Annotated in this window: 15 protein-coding genes; 13 read left to right on the top strand and 2 right to left on the bottom strand. The window is 71.1% G+C overall.

Translation table 11 applies throughout. From position 1 onward, the window contains the following. Window positions 1–3: 3 nt before the first annotated feature. On the top strand, window positions 4–912 hold the full coding sequence (gene pucL, locus EWV39_RS03010) for a factor-independent urate hydroxylase (RefSeq protein ID WP_129656792.1): 909 nt from the start codon (window positions 4–6) through the stop codon (window positions 910–912). A 65-nt stretch (window positions 913–977) separates the two neighbouring features. Then, window positions 978–2,534, top strand: a complete 1,557-nt coding sequence (locus EWV39_RS03005) for a nucleobase:cation symporter-2 family protein (protein ID WP_129656791.1) — start codon at window positions 978–980, stop codon at window positions 2,532–2,534. Window positions 2,535–2,651: 117 nt separating this feature from the next. Here the strand turns inward: EWV39_RS03005 and EWV39_RS03000 are convergent, their stop codons facing one another. Further along, window positions 2,652–3,419: an IclR family transcriptional regulator gene (locus EWV39_RS03000; RefSeq protein ID WP_129656790.1), complete on the bottom strand. Its 768-nt coding sequence runs from the start codon at window positions 3,417–3,419 to the stop codon at window positions 2,652–2,654. Between the two features lie 266 nt (window positions 3,420–3,685). Between EWV39_RS03000 and EWV39_RS02995 the strand changes: the two genes are divergently transcribed. From EWV39_RS02995 to EWV39_RS02955, 9 genes are all read left to right on the top strand, one after another. Beyond that, window positions 3,686–4,513 carry a hydroxypyruvate isomerase family protein gene (locus EWV39_RS02995; RefSeq protein ID WP_129657345.1) on the top strand — a complete coding sequence of 276 codons (828 nt, stop codon included), beginning with the start codon at window positions 3,686–3,688 and terminating at the stop codon, window positions 4,511–4,513. After that, on the top strand, window positions 4,471–5,445 hold the full coding sequence (locus EWV39_RS02990; protein WP_272947826.1) for a 2-hydroxy-3-oxopropionate reductase: 975 nt from the start codon (window positions 4,471–4,473) through the stop codon (window positions 5,443–5,445). The genes EWV39_RS02995 and EWV39_RS02990 overlap by 43 nt, the downstream gene beginning before the upstream one ends. A gap of 9 nt (window positions 5,446–5,454) precedes the next feature. After that, a complete protein-coding gene (gcl, locus tag EWV39_RS02985) occupies window positions 5,455–7,233 on the top strand; it encodes a glyoxylate carboligase (RefSeq protein WP_129656788.1) in 1,779 nt (592 codons plus the stop codon). A 43-nt stretch (window positions 7,234–7,276) separates the two neighbouring features. Further along, complete coding sequence (locus EWV39_RS02980; RefSeq protein ID WP_129656787.1) at window positions 7,277–8,452, top strand: glycerate kinase; 1,176 nt, start codon at window positions 7,277–7,279, stop codon at window positions 8,450–8,452. Between the two features lie 457 nt (window positions 8,453–8,909). After that, a complete protein-coding gene (allB, locus tag EWV39_RS02975) occupies window positions 8,910–10,229 on the top strand; it encodes an allantoinase AllB (protein WP_272947825.1) in 1,320 nt (439 codons plus the stop codon). A gap of 276 nt (window positions 10,230–10,505) precedes the next feature. Then, window positions 10,506–12,098: an NCS1 family nucleobase:cation symporter-1 gene (locus EWV39_RS02970; RefSeq protein ID WP_129656786.1), complete on the top strand. Its 1,593-nt coding sequence runs from the start codon at window positions 10,506–10,508 to the stop codon at window positions 12,096–12,098. A gap of 188 nt (window positions 12,099–12,286) precedes the next feature. Further along, window positions 12,287–13,012 carry an aspartate/glutamate racemase family protein gene (locus EWV39_RS02965; RefSeq protein WP_129656785.1) on the top strand — a complete coding sequence of 242 codons (726 nt, stop codon included), beginning with the start codon at window positions 12,287–12,289 and terminating at the stop codon, window positions 13,010–13,012. A 372-nt stretch (window positions 13,013–13,384) separates the two neighbouring features. Then, window positions 13,385–14,395: an aldo/keto reductase gene (locus tag EWV39_RS02960; protein WP_129656784.1), complete on the top strand. Its 1,011-nt coding sequence runs from the start codon at window positions 13,385–13,387 to the stop codon at window positions 14,393–14,395. Between the two features lie 61 nt (window positions 14,396–14,456). Continuing rightward, complete coding sequence (locus EWV39_RS02955) at window positions 14,457–15,038, top strand: TetR/AcrR family transcriptional regulator (RefSeq protein WP_129656783.1); 582 nt, start codon at window positions 14,457–14,459, stop codon at window positions 15,036–15,038. Window positions 15,039–15,134: 96 nt separating this feature from the next. Here the strand turns inward: EWV39_RS02955 and mgtE are convergent, their stop codons facing one another. After that, complete coding sequence (gene mgtE, locus EWV39_RS02950) at window positions 15,135–16,502, bottom strand: magnesium transporter (protein ID WP_129656782.1); 1,368 nt, start codon at window positions 16,500–16,502, stop codon at window positions 15,135–15,137. Between the two features lie 302 nt (window positions 16,503–16,804). Here mgtE and iolC point away from each other — a divergent pair, with 302 nt between their 5' ends. Together iolC and EWV39_RS02940 are read left to right on the top strand one after the other, a co-directional pair. Beyond that, window positions 16,805–17,779 carry a 5-dehydro-2-deoxygluconokinase gene (gene iolC, locus EWV39_RS02945; RefSeq protein WP_129656781.1) on the top strand — a complete coding sequence of 325 codons (975 nt, stop codon included), beginning with the start codon at window positions 16,805–16,807 and terminating at the stop codon, window positions 17,777–17,779. Then, window positions 17,776–18,660 carry a Cgl0159 family (beta/alpha)8-fold protein gene (locus EWV39_RS02940; protein ID WP_129656780.1) on the top strand — a complete coding sequence of 295 codons (885 nt, stop codon included), beginning with the start codon at window positions 17,776–17,778 and terminating at the stop codon, window positions 18,658–18,660. The genes iolC and EWV39_RS02940 overlap by 4 nt, the downstream gene beginning before the upstream one ends. The last annotated feature ends 4 nt before the right edge of the window (window positions 18,661–18,664 follow it).

Here is an 18,664-nt window from a genome sequence, read left to right as displayed (position 1 = left end):
CCCATGTCCATCGACACCAACCTCTCGAGCAGCAAGATCGTCCTGGGCCAGAACCAGTACGGCAAGGCCGAGGTCCGCGTCGTCCGTGTCAGCAGGGACACCGACCGCCACTCGATCGAGGACCTCAACGTCTCCTCCCAGCTGCACGGCGACTTCCTCACCGCGCACACGGAGGGCAACAACGAGCACGTCGTTCCCACCGATACGCAGAAGAACACCGTCTACGCCTTCGCCCGCGAGGGCGTCGGCTCGCCCGAGGACTTCCTCCTGCGGCTGGCCGACCACTTCACCAGCGAGTTCGACTGGGTCTCCGGCGGCCGCTGGGAGGCCGAGCAGTACGGCTGGGAGCGCATCAACGACCACGACCACTCCTTCGTGCGCAGCAACCGTGAGGTGCGCACGGCCGTCGTCGTTGCCGACGGGGACCGCCGCACCGTGGTCTCCGGCGTCCAGGAGCTGACGGTCCTCAAGACCACCCAGTCGGGCTTCGAGGGCTACCCCAAGGACAAGTACACCACCCTGGCCGAGACCGACGACCGGATCATGGCCACCGACGTCAAGGCCCGCTGGCGCTTCGCCGACACCTCCGGCGTCGACTTCAACGCCGTGTACGACGACGTCACCTCCATCCTGCTGGCGAAGTTCGGGGAGAAGTACTCCTCGGCCCTGCAGCAGACCATGTTCGAGATGGGCAAGGCGGTGCTGGAGGCGCACCCCGAGATCGCCGAGATCAAGCTGTCCCTGCCGAACAACCACCACTTCGTCATCGACCTGTCGTTCTGCGGGCTGGACAACCCCAATGTGGTCTTCCACGCCGACGATCGGCCGTACGGCTTCATCGAGGCGACCGTCCGCCGCGAGGACGCCGACGACGCCGCCGCCGTCTGGGAACTGATCCCGGGCTTCTGCTGACCCATTCGTAGGCCGGCGGGCGGGTGCCCACGTCACCCGCCCGCCGGCCGCTCAGGAGGTTCCCCATGAGCTCTGCTCGCACCACCAAGCATAAGAAGGGCGTCGCTGTGCCCGCCCGCCCCGAGGATGAGCGGCTTCCCATCGGCAAGTCTTTCGGCTACGGGATGCAGCACGTCCTCACCATGTACGGCGGGATCATCGCCCCGCCCATCATCGTCGGCAACGCCGCCGGCGCCTCCTCCGACCAGATCGCGCTGCTCATCGCGTGCTGCCTCTTCATCGGCGGCCTCGCGACGCTCCTGCAGACCGTCGGAGTCCCCTTCTTCGGATCCCAGCTCCCGCTCGTCCAGGGCACCTCCTTCGCCTCCGTGGCGACCCTGGTGTCGATCGTCAGCGGCGGTGAGGGTCTGCCGGCAGCCTTCGGGGCGGTGCTGATCGCCTCGGTGATCGGCCTGATCATCGCCCCCTTCTTCGCCAAGATCGTCCGCTTCTTCCCACCAGTGGTCAACGGCGTGGTGATCACCTCGATCGGCCTCTCGCTGCTCCCCGTGGCGGGCAACTGGATCATGGGGAACAACGCCGACTCGCCGGAGTACGGCAGCATGGCCAACGTCGGGCTGGCCGGCCTGACCCTGCTCATCGTGCTCGTGCTCTCCAAGGTGGGCAGCGCGGCGATCTCCCGACTGTCGATCCTGCTGGGCATCGTCCTCGGGACGATCCTCGCCGCGCTGATCGGGATGGCCGACTTCTCCGGGGTCGGCGAGGGCTCGGTCGTGGCCTTCCCCGAGCCCTTCGCGTTCGGCATGCCGACCCTCCACATCGCCGGCACCATCTCCATGATCATCGTGGTGCTGGTGATCATGACCGAGACGACCGCGGACATCCTGGCCGTGGGGGAGATCTCCAAGACCAAGGTGAACTCCCGCCGCGTGGCCGACGGCCTGCGGGCCGACATGCTGGCCTCGGTGGTCGCGCCGGTGTTCAACGGCTTCACGCAGAGCGCCTTCGCGCAGAACGTGGGGCTGGTGGCCATCACCGGCGTGCGCAGCCGCTTCGTGGTCGCCGCCGGCGGCGTGATCATGCTGGTGCTGGGCCTGTTCCCGATCATCGGCCGGGTGGTCGGCTCGATCCCCTACCCCGTCCTGGGTGGCGCGGGCATCGTCCTGTTCGGCACGGTCGCGGTCAGCGGCATCCGGACCCTGGCCAAGGTCAAGTACGAGAACAACCTGAACATGGTGATCGTCGCGGTCTCCCTCGGCTTCGGCCTGCTGCCGATCGTGACCCCCACGATCTGGGACAGCTTCCCGGAGTGGTTCGCCACGATCTTCCACTCGGGCATCAGCTCGGCCGCGATCATGGCGATCTTGCTGAACATCGTGTTCAACATCTTCAAGGTGGGCAACACCGAGGCTTCCTCGGTCTTCTCGGCCGGCCCGCCGCGGATGGTCTCGACCACCGAGCTCACGGCCCTGCAGGAGGGCGACTACATCGAGAACGGCAAGCTGCTGGACAAGGACGGCAACGAGATCCCCGTGGCGACCCCGGAGAAGGTCCAGGAGGCTCTCCACACCGGCCAGATCAAGCGGATCCCGCTGCGTGGGGAAGAAGGGGGAGGGCACTAGCCCCTCCGCCGCCTCCCCGCACGCGAGAAGCGCCGGGCCCCCGACCGGGGACTCGGCGCTTCGCCGTCGGCTCTGCGGCCGACGCCCGCTGCGAGGGGATCGCAGCGGGCGCCGGGCTCACTGCGGCTGCAGCTCCTCGGAGATGCGCCGCGCCGCGGCCTGCAGGGCGGGCACCGCGCGGTCCGCGAAGTCCTCCCGCACCCGGGTCGTCGGCCCCGAGACCGAGATCGCCATGGGTGTGGGGGCCTCGGGGACCGCGACCGCGAAGCAGCGGACGCCGAGCTCCTGCTCGCCGTCGTCGATCGAATAGCCCCGCCGGCGGATCTCGGAGAGGTCCGCGAGCAGGGACTCGGTGGTGCCGTGGCTGCGCTCGGTGGCCACCGGCATGCCGGCGCTGGAGACGATCCGCAGGACCTCCTGGTCGGGCAGCTGCGCCAGGATCGCCTTGCCGACGCCGGTGGCGTGCGTGTGCGCCCGGCGGCCCACCTCGGTGAACATGCGCATCGGGTGCGGGGAGGGGCGCTGGGCGACGTAGACGATCATGTCGCCGTCGAGCACCGCCATGTTGGCGGTCTCGCCCAGGTCGTCCACCAGCGCGGCGAGCTCGCCGCGCGCGGCGGAGCCGAGCTGGCGGCCGGCGGTCTCGCCGAGCTGGATCAGCCGGGCCCCCAGCGCGTAGCGCCGGGAGGGAAGCTGCCGCACGTACCCCAGCGAGACCAGGGTCCGCAGCAGGCGGTGGATCGTCGGCATGGGCAGTCCCGAGGCGGAGGCGAGGTCGCTCAGCGAGATCTCGCCCCCGGCGTTCGAGATGGTCTCCAGCAGCTCGAAGACGCGCTCGACCGACTGGACGCCGGCACCGCCTTTGCTCTTGGTCTCCACAGTCATCAATGGTCCTTTCCGTGTCCCGGCGGTGCCGCCTCGACGGCGGTCCTCCGGACCCCTCCCACGATACCGATTGGTCCGCTGGGAGGAGGGCTGGTCCTCGTCGATGGCTCGCAACGGCGAAGAGCTTGATCCTCATCACAATCTCGTCGTAGAGTATTCCGTATAGCAACATTGATATTCCATAAAGCGGAAAATCTCAATGGCCTCGGCGGGTGTTTCGCCGAGGGACCGAGAACCCATCCAGCGCGAACCCGGAAGTGAGCACTATGAACGCCTTCCCCTCCGTCCCGTACACGGTCAACGCCTCGATCCTCCTCACCGACCGCCCGATCCTCGAGCGCGCCCAGGCGGTGCGCGAGGCGGGCTTCGACGCGGCCGAGTACTGGTGGCCCTTCCAGGAGGCGGTCCCCTCCGACGCCGACGTCGCCGACTTCGAGCGCTCGGTGACCTCGGCGGGCATCTCCCTGACCGGCCTGAACTTCTTCGCCGGCGACATGCCGGGCGGCGAGCGCGGCCTGGTCTCCTGGGTCAGCCGCCGCAAGGAGTTCGAGGACAACATCGACGTCACCGTCGGCATCGGAGAGCGCCTGGGCTGCCGGGCCTTCAACGCCCTGTACGGCAACCGCACCGACGACGTCCCCGCCGAGCAGCAGGACGAGGTGGCGCTGGAGAACCTCGCCGCCGCCGCCCGCGCCGCGGCCCGCATCGACGGCGTCGTCCTCCTCGAGCCGGTCAGCGGCAGCGAGGCCTACCCGCTGAAGACCGCGGCCGACGCGCTCGCGGTGATCGGCAAGCTGCAGGCCGAGGGCATCCAGAACGTCAAGCTGCTCGCGGACTTCTACCACATGGCCGTCAACGGCGACGACGTCGACTCCGTGATCGCCCGGCACGCCGCCGAGTTCGGCCACATCCAGATCGCCGACGCCCCGGGCCGCGGCGAGCCGGGCACCGGCGACCTGCCGCTGGCCCAGTGGATCGAGGCCTCCCAGCGCGGCGGCTACTCCGGCCGGATCGGCCTGGAGTACAAGGCCACCGGCGAGGATCCCTTCGCCTGGCTCCCGGCCGAGCAGCGCGCCACCGCCACCAGCAACTAACCCACCACGTCTCCACGGATCTTAGGAAGAGGTCAGCAATGAGCAAGATCGCAGTCATCGGATTGGGCATCATGGGTCTCCCCATGGCCAAGAACCTCGTCGCCGCGGGCCACGAGGTCACCGGCTACAACCGCAGCCAGGACAAGGTCGACGCCTTCGTCGAGGCCGGCGGCAAGGGCGCCGGCAGCGTCAAGGAGGCGGTGGCCGGGGCCGACGTCGTCATCACCATGGTCCCCGACTCCCCGGACGTCGAGGCCGTGGTGACCGGCGAGGACGGCGTCTTCGCCAACGCCCCGCAGGGCGCGCTGTGGATCGACGCGAGCACCATCCGCCCCGACGTCGCCGGCCGCCTGGCCGAGGCCGCCCGCGAGGCCGGCATCCGCCCCCTCGACGCACCGGTCTCCGGCGGCGAGCAGGGCGCCATCGACGGCGTGCTGTCCATCATGGTCGGCGGCTCGGAGGAGGACTTCGCCGCAGCGGAGGAGGTCCTCAACGGCGTCGGCAAGACCATCGTGCGCGTGGGCCCCGCGGGCTCCGGGCAGACCGTCAAGGCCGCCAACCAGCTGATCGTGGCCTCCAACATCCAGGTGCTCGGCGAGGCCGTGGCGTTCCTGGAGGCCTACGGCGTGGACACCGACGCCGCGCTGAAGGTCCTGGGCGGCGGCCTGGCCGGCTCCAAGGTGCTGGACCAGAAGGGCCAGAAGATGCTCGACCGCAACTTCGACCCCGGCTTCCGCCTCGCCCTGCACCACAAGGACATGGGCATCGTGACCTCCGCGGCCCGCGAGGCCCAGGTCGCGATCCCGCTCGGGGCCCTCGTGGCCCAGCTCGTGGCGGCGACCGTCAACCAGGGCGACGGCGCCCTGGACCACTCGGGCCTGTTCAAGCAGGTCCTGCAGCTCTCCGGCCGCGAGGCCGAGGACAAGGCCTAAGGGGAGACCATGACCAGAATGCGCACCGTCGACGCCATCGTGCAGATCCTCGAGAAGGAGGGGGCCACCGAGGCCTTCGGCCTTCCCGGGGCGGCGATCAACCCCTTCTACTCCGCGATGCGCGCCCACGGCGGGATCCGGCACACGCTGGCCCGCCACGTGGAGGGCGCCTCGCACATGGCCGAGGGGTACACCCGCTCGGCCCCGGGCAACATCGGCATCTGCGTCGGCACCTCCGGCCCCGCCGGCACCGACATGGTCACCGGGCTCTACTCGGCCTCGGCCGACTCGATCCCGATCCTGTGCATCACCGGCCAGGCGCCGGTGGCCAAGCTGCACAAGGAGGACTTCCAGGCGATCAACATCGCGGACATCGCGGAGCCGGTGACCAAGATGGCGATGACCGTCCTGGAGCCCGGCCAGGTCCCCGGTGCCTTCCAGAAGGCCTTCGGCCTGATGCGCTCGGACCGCCCCGGCCCCGTGCTGCTCGACCTGCCCATGGACGTGCAGCTGGCCGAGATCGAGTTCGACATCGACGCCTACGAGCCGCTGCCGGTCAACCGCCCGGCCGCGAGCCGGACTCAGGCGGCCAAGGCCCTGGACATGATGTTCCGGGCCGAGCGCCCGCTGATCGTCGCCGGCGGCGGCGTCATCAACGCCAACGCCTCCGAGAAGCTGGTCGAGCTCGCCGAGCTGCTCAACGTGCCGGTCATCCCCACCCTGATGGGCTGGGGCGCGATGCCGGACGACCACCCGCTCATGGCGGGCATGGTGGGCCTGCAGACCTCCCACCGCTACGGCAACGCGACCTTCCTGGAGTCCGACTTCGTGATCGGCATCGGCAACCGGTGGGCCAACCGCCACACCGGCGGCCTGGAGCAGTACACCGAGGGCCGGACCTTCGTCCACGTCGACATCGAGCCGACCCAGATCGGCCGGGTGTTCTCCCCGGACCTCGGGATCGTCTCCGACGCGGGCGCGGCGCTGGACGCCCTGCTCGAGGTCGCCCGCGAGCGCAAGGACGACTTCTCGATCCCCGACTACGACGTCTGGGCCAAGGACTGCGCGCAGCGCAAGAGCACCATGCAGCGCAAGACCCACTTCGACCAGACGCCGATCAAGCCGCAGCGGGTGTACGAGGAGATGAACTCCGCCTTCGGCAAGGACGTCACCTACGTCTCCACGATCGGTCTCTCCCAGATCGCCGGCGGCCAGTTCCTGCACGTCTACGGGCCCCGCCAGTGGATCAACGCCGGCCAGGCCGGCCCGCTGGGCTGGACGGGCCCCGCGGCGCTGGGCGTGGTGCGCGGCAAGCCGGGCCAGACGGTCGTGGCGCTCTCCGGGGATTACGACTTCCAGTTCATGGTCGAGGAGCTCGCCGTCGGCGCGCAGTTCAACCTCCCGTACATCCACGTGGTGGTGAACAACTCGTACCTGGGCCTCATCCGGCAGTCGCAGCGCGGCTTCAAGATGGAGCAGAACGTGTCGCTGGCCTTCGAGAACATCAACTCCCCCGAGACCCAGGGGTATGGTGTGGATCATGTCAAGGTGGTCGAGGGCCTGGGCTGCAAGGCCCTGCGGGTGACCGATCCGGAGAAGATCCAGGAGGCCTTCGCGCAGGCGCGGTCGCTGGCCGAGGAGCACCAGGTGCCGGTGGTCGTCGAGGTCATCCTCGAGCGCGTCACCAACATCTCGATGAGCCCCTCCAACCTGGACAGCGTCGTGGAGTTCGAGGAGCTGGCCGAGCGCGGGGAGGACGCCCCCACGGCCATCTCGATGCTCGACTGAGCCGCGTCCCCCGCCCCTCCCCGCCGGATCGAAACGAGTGATCATGCCGCACAGCACCAGCCGGACCCCGCGCATCGTCGTGGCCTCCGACAAGTTCAAGGGATCTCTGACCGCCCACGAGGTGGGTCGGAGCCTGGCCGCCGGGATCCGCGCGGCCGTCCCCGAGGCGCAGGTCGAGACGATCCCGGTGGCGGACGGGGGCGAGGGCACGCTCGAGGCGGCGATCGCCGCCGGCTTCGAGCGCCGCTCGGCGCGGGTGCACGGGCCCACCATGGAGCCCGTGGACGCCGACTACGCCCTGCGGGGCGAGGAGGCCTTCGTCGAGATGGCCACCGCCTCGGGCCTGGACCTGCTGCCGGGCGGCGAGCGCGACGCCCTGGGGGCCACCAGCTACGGCACCGGCGAGCTGATCGCCGCGGCCCTCGACGCGGGGGCCGCCCGGGTGGTCCTCGGCGTCGGCGGCAGCGCCAGCACCGACGGCGGAGCCGGGCTGCTGAGCGCGCTGGGGCTGGAGCTGTACGACGCGGAGGGGGACCCGCTGCCGCCGGGCGGCGGCGCCCTGGAGCGCCTGGATCGAGTCGAGGCCGCGGGCCTGGACCCGCGCCTGGCCCGGACCGAGTTCGTGCTCGCCAGCGACGTCGACAACCCGCTGCTCGGCGAGCACGGCGCCGCCGCGGTCTTCGGACCGCAGAAGGGTGCCTCCGAGCAGGACGTGGCACGGCTCGACGCCGGGCTGGCCCGGTTCGCCCGCCTGCTCGGGGAGTCCCTCGGGATCGCCGAGCGGCGCCTGGAGGATAGCCACGGCGCCGGTGCCGCCGGAGGGGTCGGCTACGCCGCCCTCGCCGGCCTGGGCGCCCACCGCGAGGCGGGGATCGAGGTCGTCCTGGAGCTGGTGGGCCTGGCCCTCGGGATCGCCGGGGCCGACCTGGTGATCACCGGCGAGGGGAGCCTGGACGAGCAGTCGCTGCACGGCAAGACCCCGATGGGCGTCCTGGCCTGCGCGCGGGAGGCCGGCATCCCGGTGCTGGCCGTGTGCGGGCGGAGCCTGCTGGACGCGGAGCGGGTGCGGGAGGCCGGGTTCACCGGGCTCCACGCCCTCGCCGAGCTGGAGCCTGACCCGGCCCGGAGCATGTCCGAGGCCGGCCCGCTGCTGGAACGGGTGGGTGCGCGCATCGGCGAGCGGCTGCCCGAGCTGCTGGACGGCGCCGACGCCCGCTGAGCCGGGTCGACGCCGCCACTACTGGATGGAGAAGGAAGACATGACACAGAAGAACTCGTCCCGCAAGGGCCGCGAGGCCTCGTCCTCCGGCGGGGAGAAGCCCCAGGAGCAGGAGGCCGCCCAGGAGGTCGCCGAGAGCGCCGAGGCGCAGCAGGCCTCGGCCGCCGCCGAGACCCAGCACGACGGCGCCCCCGAGCCCGAGTCGCCCGAGACCGTGGCGCAGGAGGACTCCGCCCGCTCGGCCACCAAGCCGGCCTCGCTGGACGCCGCCTACCACGAGGAGCAGAGCCGCAAGCTCTCCGTCAGCGACCGGGTCAACGACCCGGACCGCATCCGCGGGCTCATCGAGGAGTACCGCAAGGAGCACGGCCTCCCGACGCAGCGCTCCGAGGACCGCCCCCACGCCGGCGCGACCGACGAGGGCACCTTCGCCGGGGACGATCGGAAGTTCGACCTCGTGGTCCGCGGCGAGCGGATCATGACCACCGCGGGCTTGGCCGCCCGCGAGGTCGGCGTGAGGGACGGCAAGATCGTGGCCCTCGAGCCGCTGGGCTCCGGCCTGGTGGGCGAGCGAAGCATCGACCTGGCCGAGGACGAGACCCTGCTCCCCGGACTCGTTGACACCCACGTGCACATCAACGAGCCCGGCCGCACCGACTGGGAGGGCTTCGCCACCGCGACCCGCGCGGCCGCGGCCGGCGGCGTCACCACCGTGCTGGACATGCCGCTGAACTCCATCCCGGCCACGGTCAACGTGCCGGCGCTGGAGTACAAGCGCCTCTTCGCGCAGAACCAGTCCTTCATCGACGTCGGCTTCTGGGGCGGGGCGATCCCCGGCAACAAGAAGCACCTGCGCTCCCTGCACGACGACGGCGTCTTCGGCTTCAAGTGCTTCCTCCTGCACTCCGGCGTGGACGAGTTCCCGCACCTCGAGGCCGACGAGCTCGAGGAGGACCTCGCCGAGCTCAAGACCTTCGACTCGCTGATGATCGTCCACGCCGAGGACTCCCGGGCCATCGACCGGGCCCCGCAGCCCGAGGGCGACGTCTACGACACCTTCCTGCGCTCCCGCCCCCGCGGCGCGGAGAACCTCGCGATCGCCGAGGTCATCGAGCGGGCCCGCTGGACCGGGGCGAAGGCGCACATCCTGCACCTCTCCTCCTCGGATGCGCTGCCGATGATCGCCTCGGCCAAGGAGGACGGGCTGGACCTCACGGTCGAGACCTGCCCGCACTACCTGACCCTGCTCTCGGAGGAGATCCCCAACGGGGCCACCGCCTTCAAGTGCTGCCCGCCGGTGCGCGAGGTCGGCAACCGGGAGCTGCTGTGGGAGGGGCTCATCGACGGGACGATCGACTTCATCGTCTCCGACCACTCGCCCTCCACCCTGGACCTGAAGGATCTGGACAACGGGGACTTCGGCGTGGCCTGGGGCGGGGTCTCCTCGCTCCAGCTGGGCCTGGCCCTGATCTGGACCGAGGCCCGGCGCCGCGGCGTCGAGCTGGAGCGGGTGGTGCAGTGGATGTCCACCAAGCCGGCCCAGCGCGCGGGTCTGCGATCCAAGGGCAAGCTGGCCCTGGGGTACGACGCCGACCTGGCGATCTTCGCCCCCGACGAGGGCTTCGTGGTCGACGCCGGCAAGCTCCACCACAAGAACCCCATCACGCCCTACCAGAACAAGGCCCTCTCGGGCCGGGTGCGGCGCACCTTCCTGCGCGGCGCGGAGGTGGACTTCCAGGAGCCCGCCGGCCGCCTCATCCGCCGCGGAGAGGCCTGACGGAAGGCCTGTCGGAGCGCGCGCAGCGGCCGCCGGGGAACGCATCCCCCGGTGGCCGCTGCGCGCTTCCGCGCGTCCAGGGCCGGCGGGGAAAAGACGGGGGCTCGACGCTTGACCACCTAGCGTGTGCTACGTAACATTTCTTATAGGAAAATTCCCTTTCCGCATCGCGGAAACATGAGGAGCCCGACGCCGGCCGATGAGCGCCCGCGAGGACCCCTTCCCCCATCTCCACCGGCGGCTGCATCAGCCCCGTGTCAGAGGAAGGTCCGTACCATGAGCCAGCAGCCCGGGGGCGTCCCCCCGCAGCACGAGCGGCACCAGGAGCACCACGTGCGGCTGAACGAGGCCGAGCCGTGGGGCACCGGAGACCCCGCCGTCGACGCCATCACCCACGTGCCCGGCACCACGGTGCCCATCCCCACGGGCGTGAGCCCCAACCTCTACAACGGGGACCTCGCCCCCACCACCCGGGCGGGCCGCACCTGGAACGCCTACAGCATCTTCACGCTGTGGGCCAACGACGTGCACTCGCTGGGCAACTACGCCTTCGCCATCGGGCTCTTCGCCCTGGGCCTCGGGGGCTGGCAGATCATGCTGGCCTTCCTGCTCGGCGCCGTCTTCCTCTTCCTCCTGCTGAACCTCTCGGGGTTCATGGGGGAGCGGGTCGGCGTGCCCTTCCCGGTCCTGAGCCGCATCGCCTTCGGCGTCCACGGCTCCAAGATCCCCGCCATCGTCCGAGGCGGCGTCGCGGTGATCTGGTTCGGCATCCAGACCTACCTCGCCTCGGTGGTGCTGAGGGTGCTGATCGTGGCGGTGGCACCGGGCCTGGGCTCGCTGGACGAGAACTCGATCCTCGGGCTCTCGACCCTCGGCTGGATCTCCTTCCTGGTCCTGTGGGTCGTGCAGATCGTCATCGTCAGCTTCGGCATGGAGATGATCCGCCGCTACGAGGCCTTCGCCGGGCCGGTCATCCTGGTCACCATGCTGGCGCTGGCCATCTGGATCCTCGTCCAGACCGGCGGCAGCATCTCCTGGTCCACGGAGAACTCCCTGACCGGGGGCGCGATGTGGGTGGAGATCTTCCAGTCCGCCGCCCTCTGGGTGGTCATCTACGGGACCTTCGTGCTGAACTTCTGCGACTTCACCCGCGGCGCCCCCTCCGAGAAGTCGGTGGTGCGCGGCAACTTCTTCGGCATCCCGATCAACATGCTGTTCTTCGCCGGCATCGTCGTGGTCCTCTCCGGCGGCACCTACACGATCAACGGCACCGTCATCGAGTCGCCGACCGACGTCGTCACCGCCATCCCCAACACCCTCCTCCTCGCGCTGGCCTGCCTGGCGCTGATCATCCTGACGATCGCCGTGAACCTCATGGCCAACTTCGTGGCGCCGGTCTACACGCTGACGGGGCTGTTCCCGAAGAGGCTGAACTTCCGCCGCGCGGCGGTGGTCTCCGCGATCATCGGCCTGGTCATCCTGCCGTGGAACCTGTACAACTCGCCGGTCGTCATCGTGTACTTCCTCGGCGGGCTGGGAGCGCTGCTCGGGCCCCTGTTCGGCGTCATCATGGCCGACTACTGGCTCGTGCGGAAGGGACGGGTGGACGTCCCGGCGCTCTACTCGGAGGATTCGAACGGGGAATACGCGTACACCCGCGGCTTCAACATGAAGGCCGTGGCGGCCTTCGCCCCGGCCGCGATCGTCGCCCTGGTCCTCGCGCTGGTCCCGCTCTTCGCGGTGGTCTCCGGCTTCTCGTGGTTCATCGGCGCCATCCTGGCCGCCGTGATCTACTTGATCATCGCGGACCGCTCCCGGGAGTTCCGGGCCGTGGACGGCGAGAGCATCGCCGTCACCCCGCATCACTGACACCCAGCGCCGCTGAGCGCGCGGCCCGCTGCGCCGGTCCTGGCCGCGGCGGGCCCGCCCGCAGCATCGAACCCGACCGCTGCATCGAACCCGGCTACCGGATCGAATCCGGCCGCCGGCCCGAACCGACGCCGAGCCGCCCGTCGCGGCCGACCCCACAAGCCCGCCGAACCGAAAGGCCCCAGAACGTGCGCATCCTCGTCGCTAACGTCAACACCACCGCCTCGATGACCGAGGCCATCGCGCAGGCCGCCCGCGCCGCCGCCGCGGAGGGGACGGAGATCGTCCCCATCACCCCCTCCTTCGGCGCGGAGTCGGTGGAGGGCAACTACGAGTCCTACCTCGCCGCCGTCGCCGTCCAGGAGGCCGTCCGGGACTACGACGGCCAGTACGACGCCGTGATCCAGGCCGGCTACGGCGAGCACGGCCGGGAGGGCCTGCAGGAGCTGCTGGAGGTGCCGGTCGTGGACATCACCGAGGCCGCGGCCTCCACCGCGATGTACCTCGGGCACAAGTACTCCGTGGTGACCACCCTGGACCGGACGCTGCCGCTGATCGAGGACCGGCTGCTGCTGGCCGGGCTCTCGGCCCGCTGCGCCTCGGTGCGGGCCTCCGGCCTGTCGGTCCTGGAGCTCGAGCAGGACCGGGATCGCACCGTCGAGGCGCTGGTCCGCGAGTCGGTGCGCGCCGTGGAGGAGGACCGCGCGGAGGTCATCTGCCTGGGCTGTGGCGGCATGGCCGGGCTGGACGAGGCGGTGCGCGAGGCCACCGGCGTCCCCGTGGTGGACGGCGTCGCGGCCGCGGTGACCGTCGCCCAGTCGCTGGTGGGCATGGGGCTCAAGACCTCCAAGGTGCGGACCTACGCCCCGCCGCGGCCCAAGGGGCTGATCCGGCCCGTCGCCGGGGCCTCCTGAGTCGCCGCCTCGTGGGCGGGGCTCTGCGGATCGGTGCGTCGGGAGGCGACCGGGCCGACTCTCCGGGGCGATTCGGCAGCCCTCGGTCTCGGAGGCGCCTGGACGCTGCGACGAGCGGCGGACATAGACGCCTCATCGTGTGCTGGGGGTTCTCGGAGCTATCTTTCCGGAAAACGGAGGCTCCGCTGGTGCCGGCTCGACGGTCCCGCGCCGTCATCGGCCCATCATCGTCCCTGGATTTTCGGAACGATAGCTCTGAAAACCGCTAGTCCACGGATACTATGGTCCCGACGTGACGTCGCGACGGGCCTCGGGCCGTCCCGGGTGCGGGCTTCTGGACGCCCGCCCCGCCCCGCCCGCTAGGGTGGAGCCATGAACGCACCGAAGAACGCCGCATCGCCCGCCTACCGTCCGCTCGGGGACTCCGGGCTGATCGTCTCCAGCGTCGGGCTGGGCTGCAACAACCTCGGCCGGGCGGGGACGCCCACCGAGGGGCAGGAGGGCGCCGACGCGGTGATCCGCACGGCCCTCGAGACCGGGATCACCCTGTTCGACGTCGCCGACGTCTACGGGAAGGAGCCCGGCACCTCGGAACGGATGTTCGGCCGCGCGCTGAGCCGGCTCGGCCGGGACGCGGAGGACGCCGTCGTGGTCTCCAAGTTCGGCATGGACATGAAGGGCGCCAACGGGGCGGACCACGGTGCCCGCGGATCCCGCCGGTACGTCACCCGGGCCCTGGAGGCCTCGCTGGAGCGCCTGGGCCGGGACCACATCGACCTGTACTTCTACCACACGCCCGACGGCGTCACCCCGCCCGAGGAGACCCTCGCCGCCCTGGACGACGCCGTGCGCGCCGGCAAGGTCCGCTACCTCGGCCACTCCAACCACTCCGGCTGGCAGATCGCCGACGCCGAGCACCTCGCCCGCTCCTCCGGCGGGGCGCGGTACATCGCGGCGGAGAACCACTACAACCTCCTGGACCGCCGCGCGGAGCTCGAAGTGCTGCCGGCCGCCGAGCGCTTCGGCGTCGGGGTGCTGCCGTACTTCCCGCTCGCCAACGGCCTGCTGACCGGCAAGTACCGGAAGGGGCGTGCGCCCGAGGGCTCGCGGCTCTCGCACTCCAAGCGGGAGCTGCTGGAGTCCACCGACTGGGACCAGATCGAGCGCTTCGTGGAGTTCGCGCGGGAGCGGGACCTGAGTCCCGTCGAGGTCGCCTTCTCGTGGCTGGCGAGCAGGCCGCAGGTCGCCAGCGTCATCGCCGGGGCGACCTCGCCCGAGCAGGTCCGCGCCAACGCCGCGGCGGCCTCGTGGACGCCGGGCGAGGAGGACCTGGCCGAGCTGGACCGGATCTTCCCCGCCCCCGCGCGGATCGCGCTGTACTGATCCCGGCCGCTCTTCGGTCCTCCCTGCCCTCTCCCCGCCCCGTCTGCTATAACTCGTCTCCATGACGTCAAAAGGCAGAGTCGGGCGGCCCTCGGACCCGGCGATCGGCGAGGCGCTGCGGGAGGCGGCGGAGGAGGTCCTCACCCATCACGGCTATCCGGAGCTGAAGGTGGACCGGCTCGTCCGGCAGGTCGGCACCACCCGCGCGGCCTTCCACCGGCGCTACTCGGGCACCGCGCAGCTGGCGCTGGACATCCTCCTGCGGCGCTTCGGCGACGCCCCGGTGGTGCCCACGGGCCGCCTCTTCGAGGACCTCCTGACCCTGGAGTCCCACGAGGTCCGCATGTTCGCGGATCCGCTGTTCCGCAACATCGTCTTCGGCCTGATCATGGCCAACGACCCGGTGGTCATGGAATCCTTCGGGCGGGAGTTCGACGTGCCGCGGCGGGAGAACCTGAGAGCGGTCCTCGACGCGGCGCTCGCCCACGGCGACCTGGCCGCCGGGCCGGAGGACTTCGACTACGTGTGCGAGCTGATGTTCGGGCCCCTGCTGGCGAAGATCATGGGACCCGGGCCGTCGCCGGACGAGGCGACGGCGCGGAGGATCGCCACGACCGTCCACCGGGAGCTGACGGCGGGCTGAGGTCGGCCCCGGCAGGGCGCAGGGTCTCCCCGGGGTCGCCCCTCGGCTGGGGCTCGCGCCGGTACCGCGTCCGCCCCCGCTCTCGCTCCCGGCCCCTCAGATCCCCAGGATCGCCTTGGCCACCAGGAAGTACACGATCAGCCCCGTAGCGTCCACGAAGGTGGCGATGAAGGGCGTGGACATGACGGCCGGGTCGATCCGCAGGGACTTGGCGATGCAGGGGATCGCCCCGCCGGCCGCGGCGGCCATGACGCAGATCGCGAGCATCGACAGCCCGACCGTCAGCCCGATGGGGGCGGTGTAGCTCTCGGAGAAGAACGAGACCCCCATGATGACCAGGAAGGCGACGGCGCCCAGCGTCAGGCCCAGCACGGCCCCCACCCTGACCTCGCGCAGCAGCACCCGGCCGATGTCCCGGGCCCGCACGTCGCCCACCGCCAGCGCCCGGGTGATGGTCACCGCCGCCTGGGAGCCGGTGTTGCCGCCGGTGCCGATCAGCAGCGGGATGAAGGAGGCCAGGGCGACCACCTGGGCGAGGTCCTCCTCGAAGTAGTCCAGCACCCCCACCGTCAGGGCCGCCGAGATGGCCAGGAAGAACAGCCAGACCACGCGCGTGCGGACGAGCCGGTTGATCGGGGTGCTCAGGTAGGGCCGGCGGATCGGCTCGGCCGCTCCCGCGCGGGAGGCGTCCTCGTCCTCGGCGCGCTGGACGATGCGGGCGGCGTCGTCGAAGGTCAGGATGCCGACGAGGCGCTCCTCGCGGTCCACGACCGGAACGGCGAGGACCTGCGCGTCCACGCAGCGCCGGGCGGCGTCCTCCTCCGCGTCCTCGGCGGTGACGGAGACGGGTTCGGTCATCAGCCCCGCCACCGGCGTCTGGGCCTCGGCCAGGAAGAGGTCGCGCAGGCTCACGACGCCGACCAGCACCCGCGCGTCGTCGACCACCGGCAGCACGTAGATGGTCTCCGCGCCCTCGCCGTACCGGCGGGCCAGGGTCAGCGCGTCGCCGACCGACTGGCCGGGGTGCAGCCGCAGGTACTCGGTGCTCATGCGGCGGCCGATGGTCCCGCGTCCGTAGCCGAGGATCGGGGCGGTCAGCTCGCGCTCGTCCTCGGAGAGCCGCTGCAGCAGGCGGTGGGCCACGCCCGCCGGGAGCTCGTCCATCAGGTGCACGCGGTCGTCCGGGTCCAGGCCGGCGAACAGGCCCACGACGTCGTCGTCCCGCAGGCTCGAGAACAGCTCCGCCCGCAGGCCCTCGTCGAACCGCTCGAAGACCTCGTGGGCCTTCTCCTTGGGCAGCAGCCGGAAGGCCACCGCGCGGTCGGTCACCGGCAGGCGCTCGAGGGTGCGGACCAGGTCCGGCAGGGAGAGCCCGGAGGCCTGCTCGGCGACGGCGTCGAGCCGCTGCCGGGCGATGAGCTCCGTCCAGATGCCCGCCGTGGCGGTCAGATCCAGCTGTTCCATGAATGGTCCCTCCTCGACGCGGCGCCCGGGCCTCCTGGAGTGCCCGACGGCGGCGGACGGCCCTGGAACAGACTAGCCGCCGGCGGGCGCCGCGGGGCGGGGGAGGCGGTGTGACCTGCGCGGAGGCGACACGCCGAGCACCCTTTGTCCATACAAACATTGACAGGACAAACTGCACCAGGCAGACTGAACTGTGTTGGCCGGGTCACTACCGGCCGGGCCACGGCGTCGCCCGCACCTTCCTCCGCGGGAGGCCGGCGCCGGGGCCGAGGCGACGAACGATCGGAAGGACCGAGCAGCCCATGAGCTACGACCTGTTGACGATGGGGCGCATCAGCGTCGACATCTATCCCAACGACATCGGGGTGGGGCTGGAGGACGTGACGTCGTTCGGCAAGTACCTCGGCGGCTCGCCCTCCAACGTCGCCGTCGCCGCCGCCAAGCACGGCAGGCGCAGCGCCGTCATCACCCGCACCGGCGACGACCCCTTCGGCGAGTACCTGCACCGCGAGCTGACCCGCTACGGCGTCGACGACGCCCACGTCAGCCCCGTCCAGGGCCTCCAGACCCCGGCGACCTTCTGCGCGATCAAGCCGCCGGAGGACTTCCCCCTCTACTTCTACGGCCGCTTCCCCACCGCCCCGGACCTGCAGATCAGGGCCGAGGAGGTGGACGTCGACGCCGTCCGCGAGGCCACCGTCTTCTGGTCCACCGTCACCGGCCTCTGCCAGGAGCCCGCCCGCTCGGCCCAGCTGCACGCCCACCGGGCGCGCCCCCGCCAGGAGCTGGGGGAGGGCCGGCACACCGTCCTGGACCTCGACTACCGCCCCATGTTCTGGGACTCCATCGAGGACGCGACCGCGCAGGTCCGCGAGAACCTCAAGCATGTGAGCATCGCCATCGGCAACCGCGAGGAGTGCGCCGTGGCGGTGGGCGACGGCTCTCCGGACGAGCAGGCCGACCGCCTGCTGGAGGCCGGCGTCAGCATCGCCGTCGTCAAGATGGGCGCCGCGGGCGTGCTGGCCAAGACCGCCGAGGACCGCGTGGTCTCCGAGCCGGTGGCCGTGGAGACCCAGAACGGCCTGGGCGCGGGCGACTCCTTTGGCGGGGCCTTCTGCCACGGCATCCTCTCCGGCTGGGAGCTGCAGCACGTGCTCGACTTCGCGAACGCCGCGGGCGCCATCGTCGCCTCCCGGATCGCCTGCTCCGAGGACATGCCCACCAGCGACGAGGTGCTCCAGCTCCTCGACGAGCGCGGCCGGGGGTTCCAGGCATGAGCACCGGGACGCACCGCTACGAGGACCTGACCCGCATCCGCCTCGAGGACCCCGACGCCGTCCAGCGCGCCGCGGACTCGCGGACTCGCCACCCCGGCGTCGTCTACGGCCGGCAGAACTTCATCGTCGCCGCCGACCACCCCGCCCGCGGCGCCCTGTCCGTGCGCGGCGAGGCCGGCATCATGGCCGACCGCGGCGACCTCCTGGACCGCCTGCAGACCGCCCTGAGCAACCCGGCGGTCGACGGCGTGCTGGCCTCCCCGGACATCCTCGACGACCTGCTCCTGCTGGGCGCCCTGGACGGCAAGCTGGTCTTCGGGTCGATGAACCGCGGGGGCCTGACCGGCCTGGTCAACGAGATCGACGACCGCTTCACCGGCCACACGGCCTCGGCGCTGAAGCGCATCGGCGCCGACGGCGGCAAGATGCTCACCCGCATCCACTACCGCGACCCCGCCACCGTCGCGACCCTGGAGTCCACCGCCCGCGCCGTGAGCGAGCTGGCCGCCGAGGGCCTGTACGCCATGGTCGAGCCGTTCATCTCCGAGACCGTGAACGGGAAGGTCGTCAACGACCTCAGCCCCGACGCCGTCATCAAGTCCGTCGGGATCGCCGCCGGCCTGGGGGAGAGCAGCGCCCGGACCTGGATGAAGCTGCCGGTGGTCGAGGAGATGGAGCGCGTCATGGCCGCCACGACCATGCCGACGGTCCTGCTCGGCGGGGACCCCACCGAGAGGCCCGACGAGATCTTCGCGACCTGGGAGGCCGCCCTGGCCCTGCCCGGCGTCCAGGGCCTCACCGTGGGCCGCACCCTGCTGTACCCCGAGGACGGCGACGTCGCCGCCGCCGTTTCCACCGCAGCCTCGCTGTTGCGGAAGTAGAGAG

The sequence above is a fragment of the Rothia halotolerans genome (assembly GCF_004136635.1).
GTDB lineage: Bacteria > Actinomycetota > Actinomycetes > Actinomycetales > Micrococcaceae > Rothia > Rothia halotolerans.
This window is presented reverse-complemented; position numbering and strand designations above follow the sequence as displayed.

Excerpts from the sequence above, each read along its gene's own strand:
- pucL (WP_129656792.1), top strand. The coding sequence starts at position 4 with ATGTCCATCGACACCAACCTCTCGAGCAGCAAGATCGTCCTGGGCCAG.
- EWV39_RS03005 (WP_129656791.1), top strand. The coding sequence starts at position 978 with ATGAGCTCTGCTCGCACCACCAAGCATAAGAAGGGCGTCGCTGTGCCC.
- EWV39_RS03000 (WP_129656790.1), bottom strand. The coding sequence starts at position 3,419 with ATGACTGTGGAGACCAAGAGCAAAGGCGGTGCCGGCGTCCAGTCGGTC.
- EWV39_RS02995 (WP_129657345.1), top strand. The coding sequence starts at position 3,686 with ATGAACGCCTTCCCCTCCGTCCCGTACACGGTCAACGCCTCGATCCTC.
- gcl (WP_129656788.1), top strand. The coding sequence starts at position 5,455 with ATGACCAGAATGCGCACCGTCGACGCCATCGTGCAGATCCTCGAGAAG.
- EWV39_RS02980 (WP_129656787.1), top strand. The coding sequence starts at position 7,277 with ATGCCGCACAGCACCAGCCGGACCCCGCGCATCGTCGTGGCCTCCGAC.
- EWV39_RS02970 (WP_129656786.1), top strand. The coding sequence starts at position 10,506 with ATGAGCCAGCAGCCCGGGGGCGTCCCCCCGCAGCACGAGCGGCACCAG.
- EWV39_RS02960 (WP_129656784.1), top strand. The coding sequence starts at position 13,385 with ATGAACGCACCGAAGAACGCCGCATCGCCCGCCTACCGTCCGCTCGGG.
- EWV39_RS02955 (WP_129656783.1), top strand. The coding sequence starts at position 14,457 with ATGACGTCAAAAGGCAGAGTCGGGCGGCCCTCGGACCCGGCGATCGGC.
- mgtE (WP_129656782.1), bottom strand. The coding sequence starts at position 16,502 with ATGGAACAGCTGGATCTGACCGCCACGGCGGGCATCTGGACGGAGCTC.
- iolC (WP_129656781.1), top strand. The coding sequence starts at position 16,805 with ATGAGCTACGACCTGTTGACGATGGGGCGCATCAGCGTCGACATCTAT.
- EWV39_RS02940 (WP_129656780.1), top strand. The coding sequence starts at position 17,776 with ATGAGCACCGGGACGCACCGCTACGAGGACCTGACCCGCATCCGCCTC.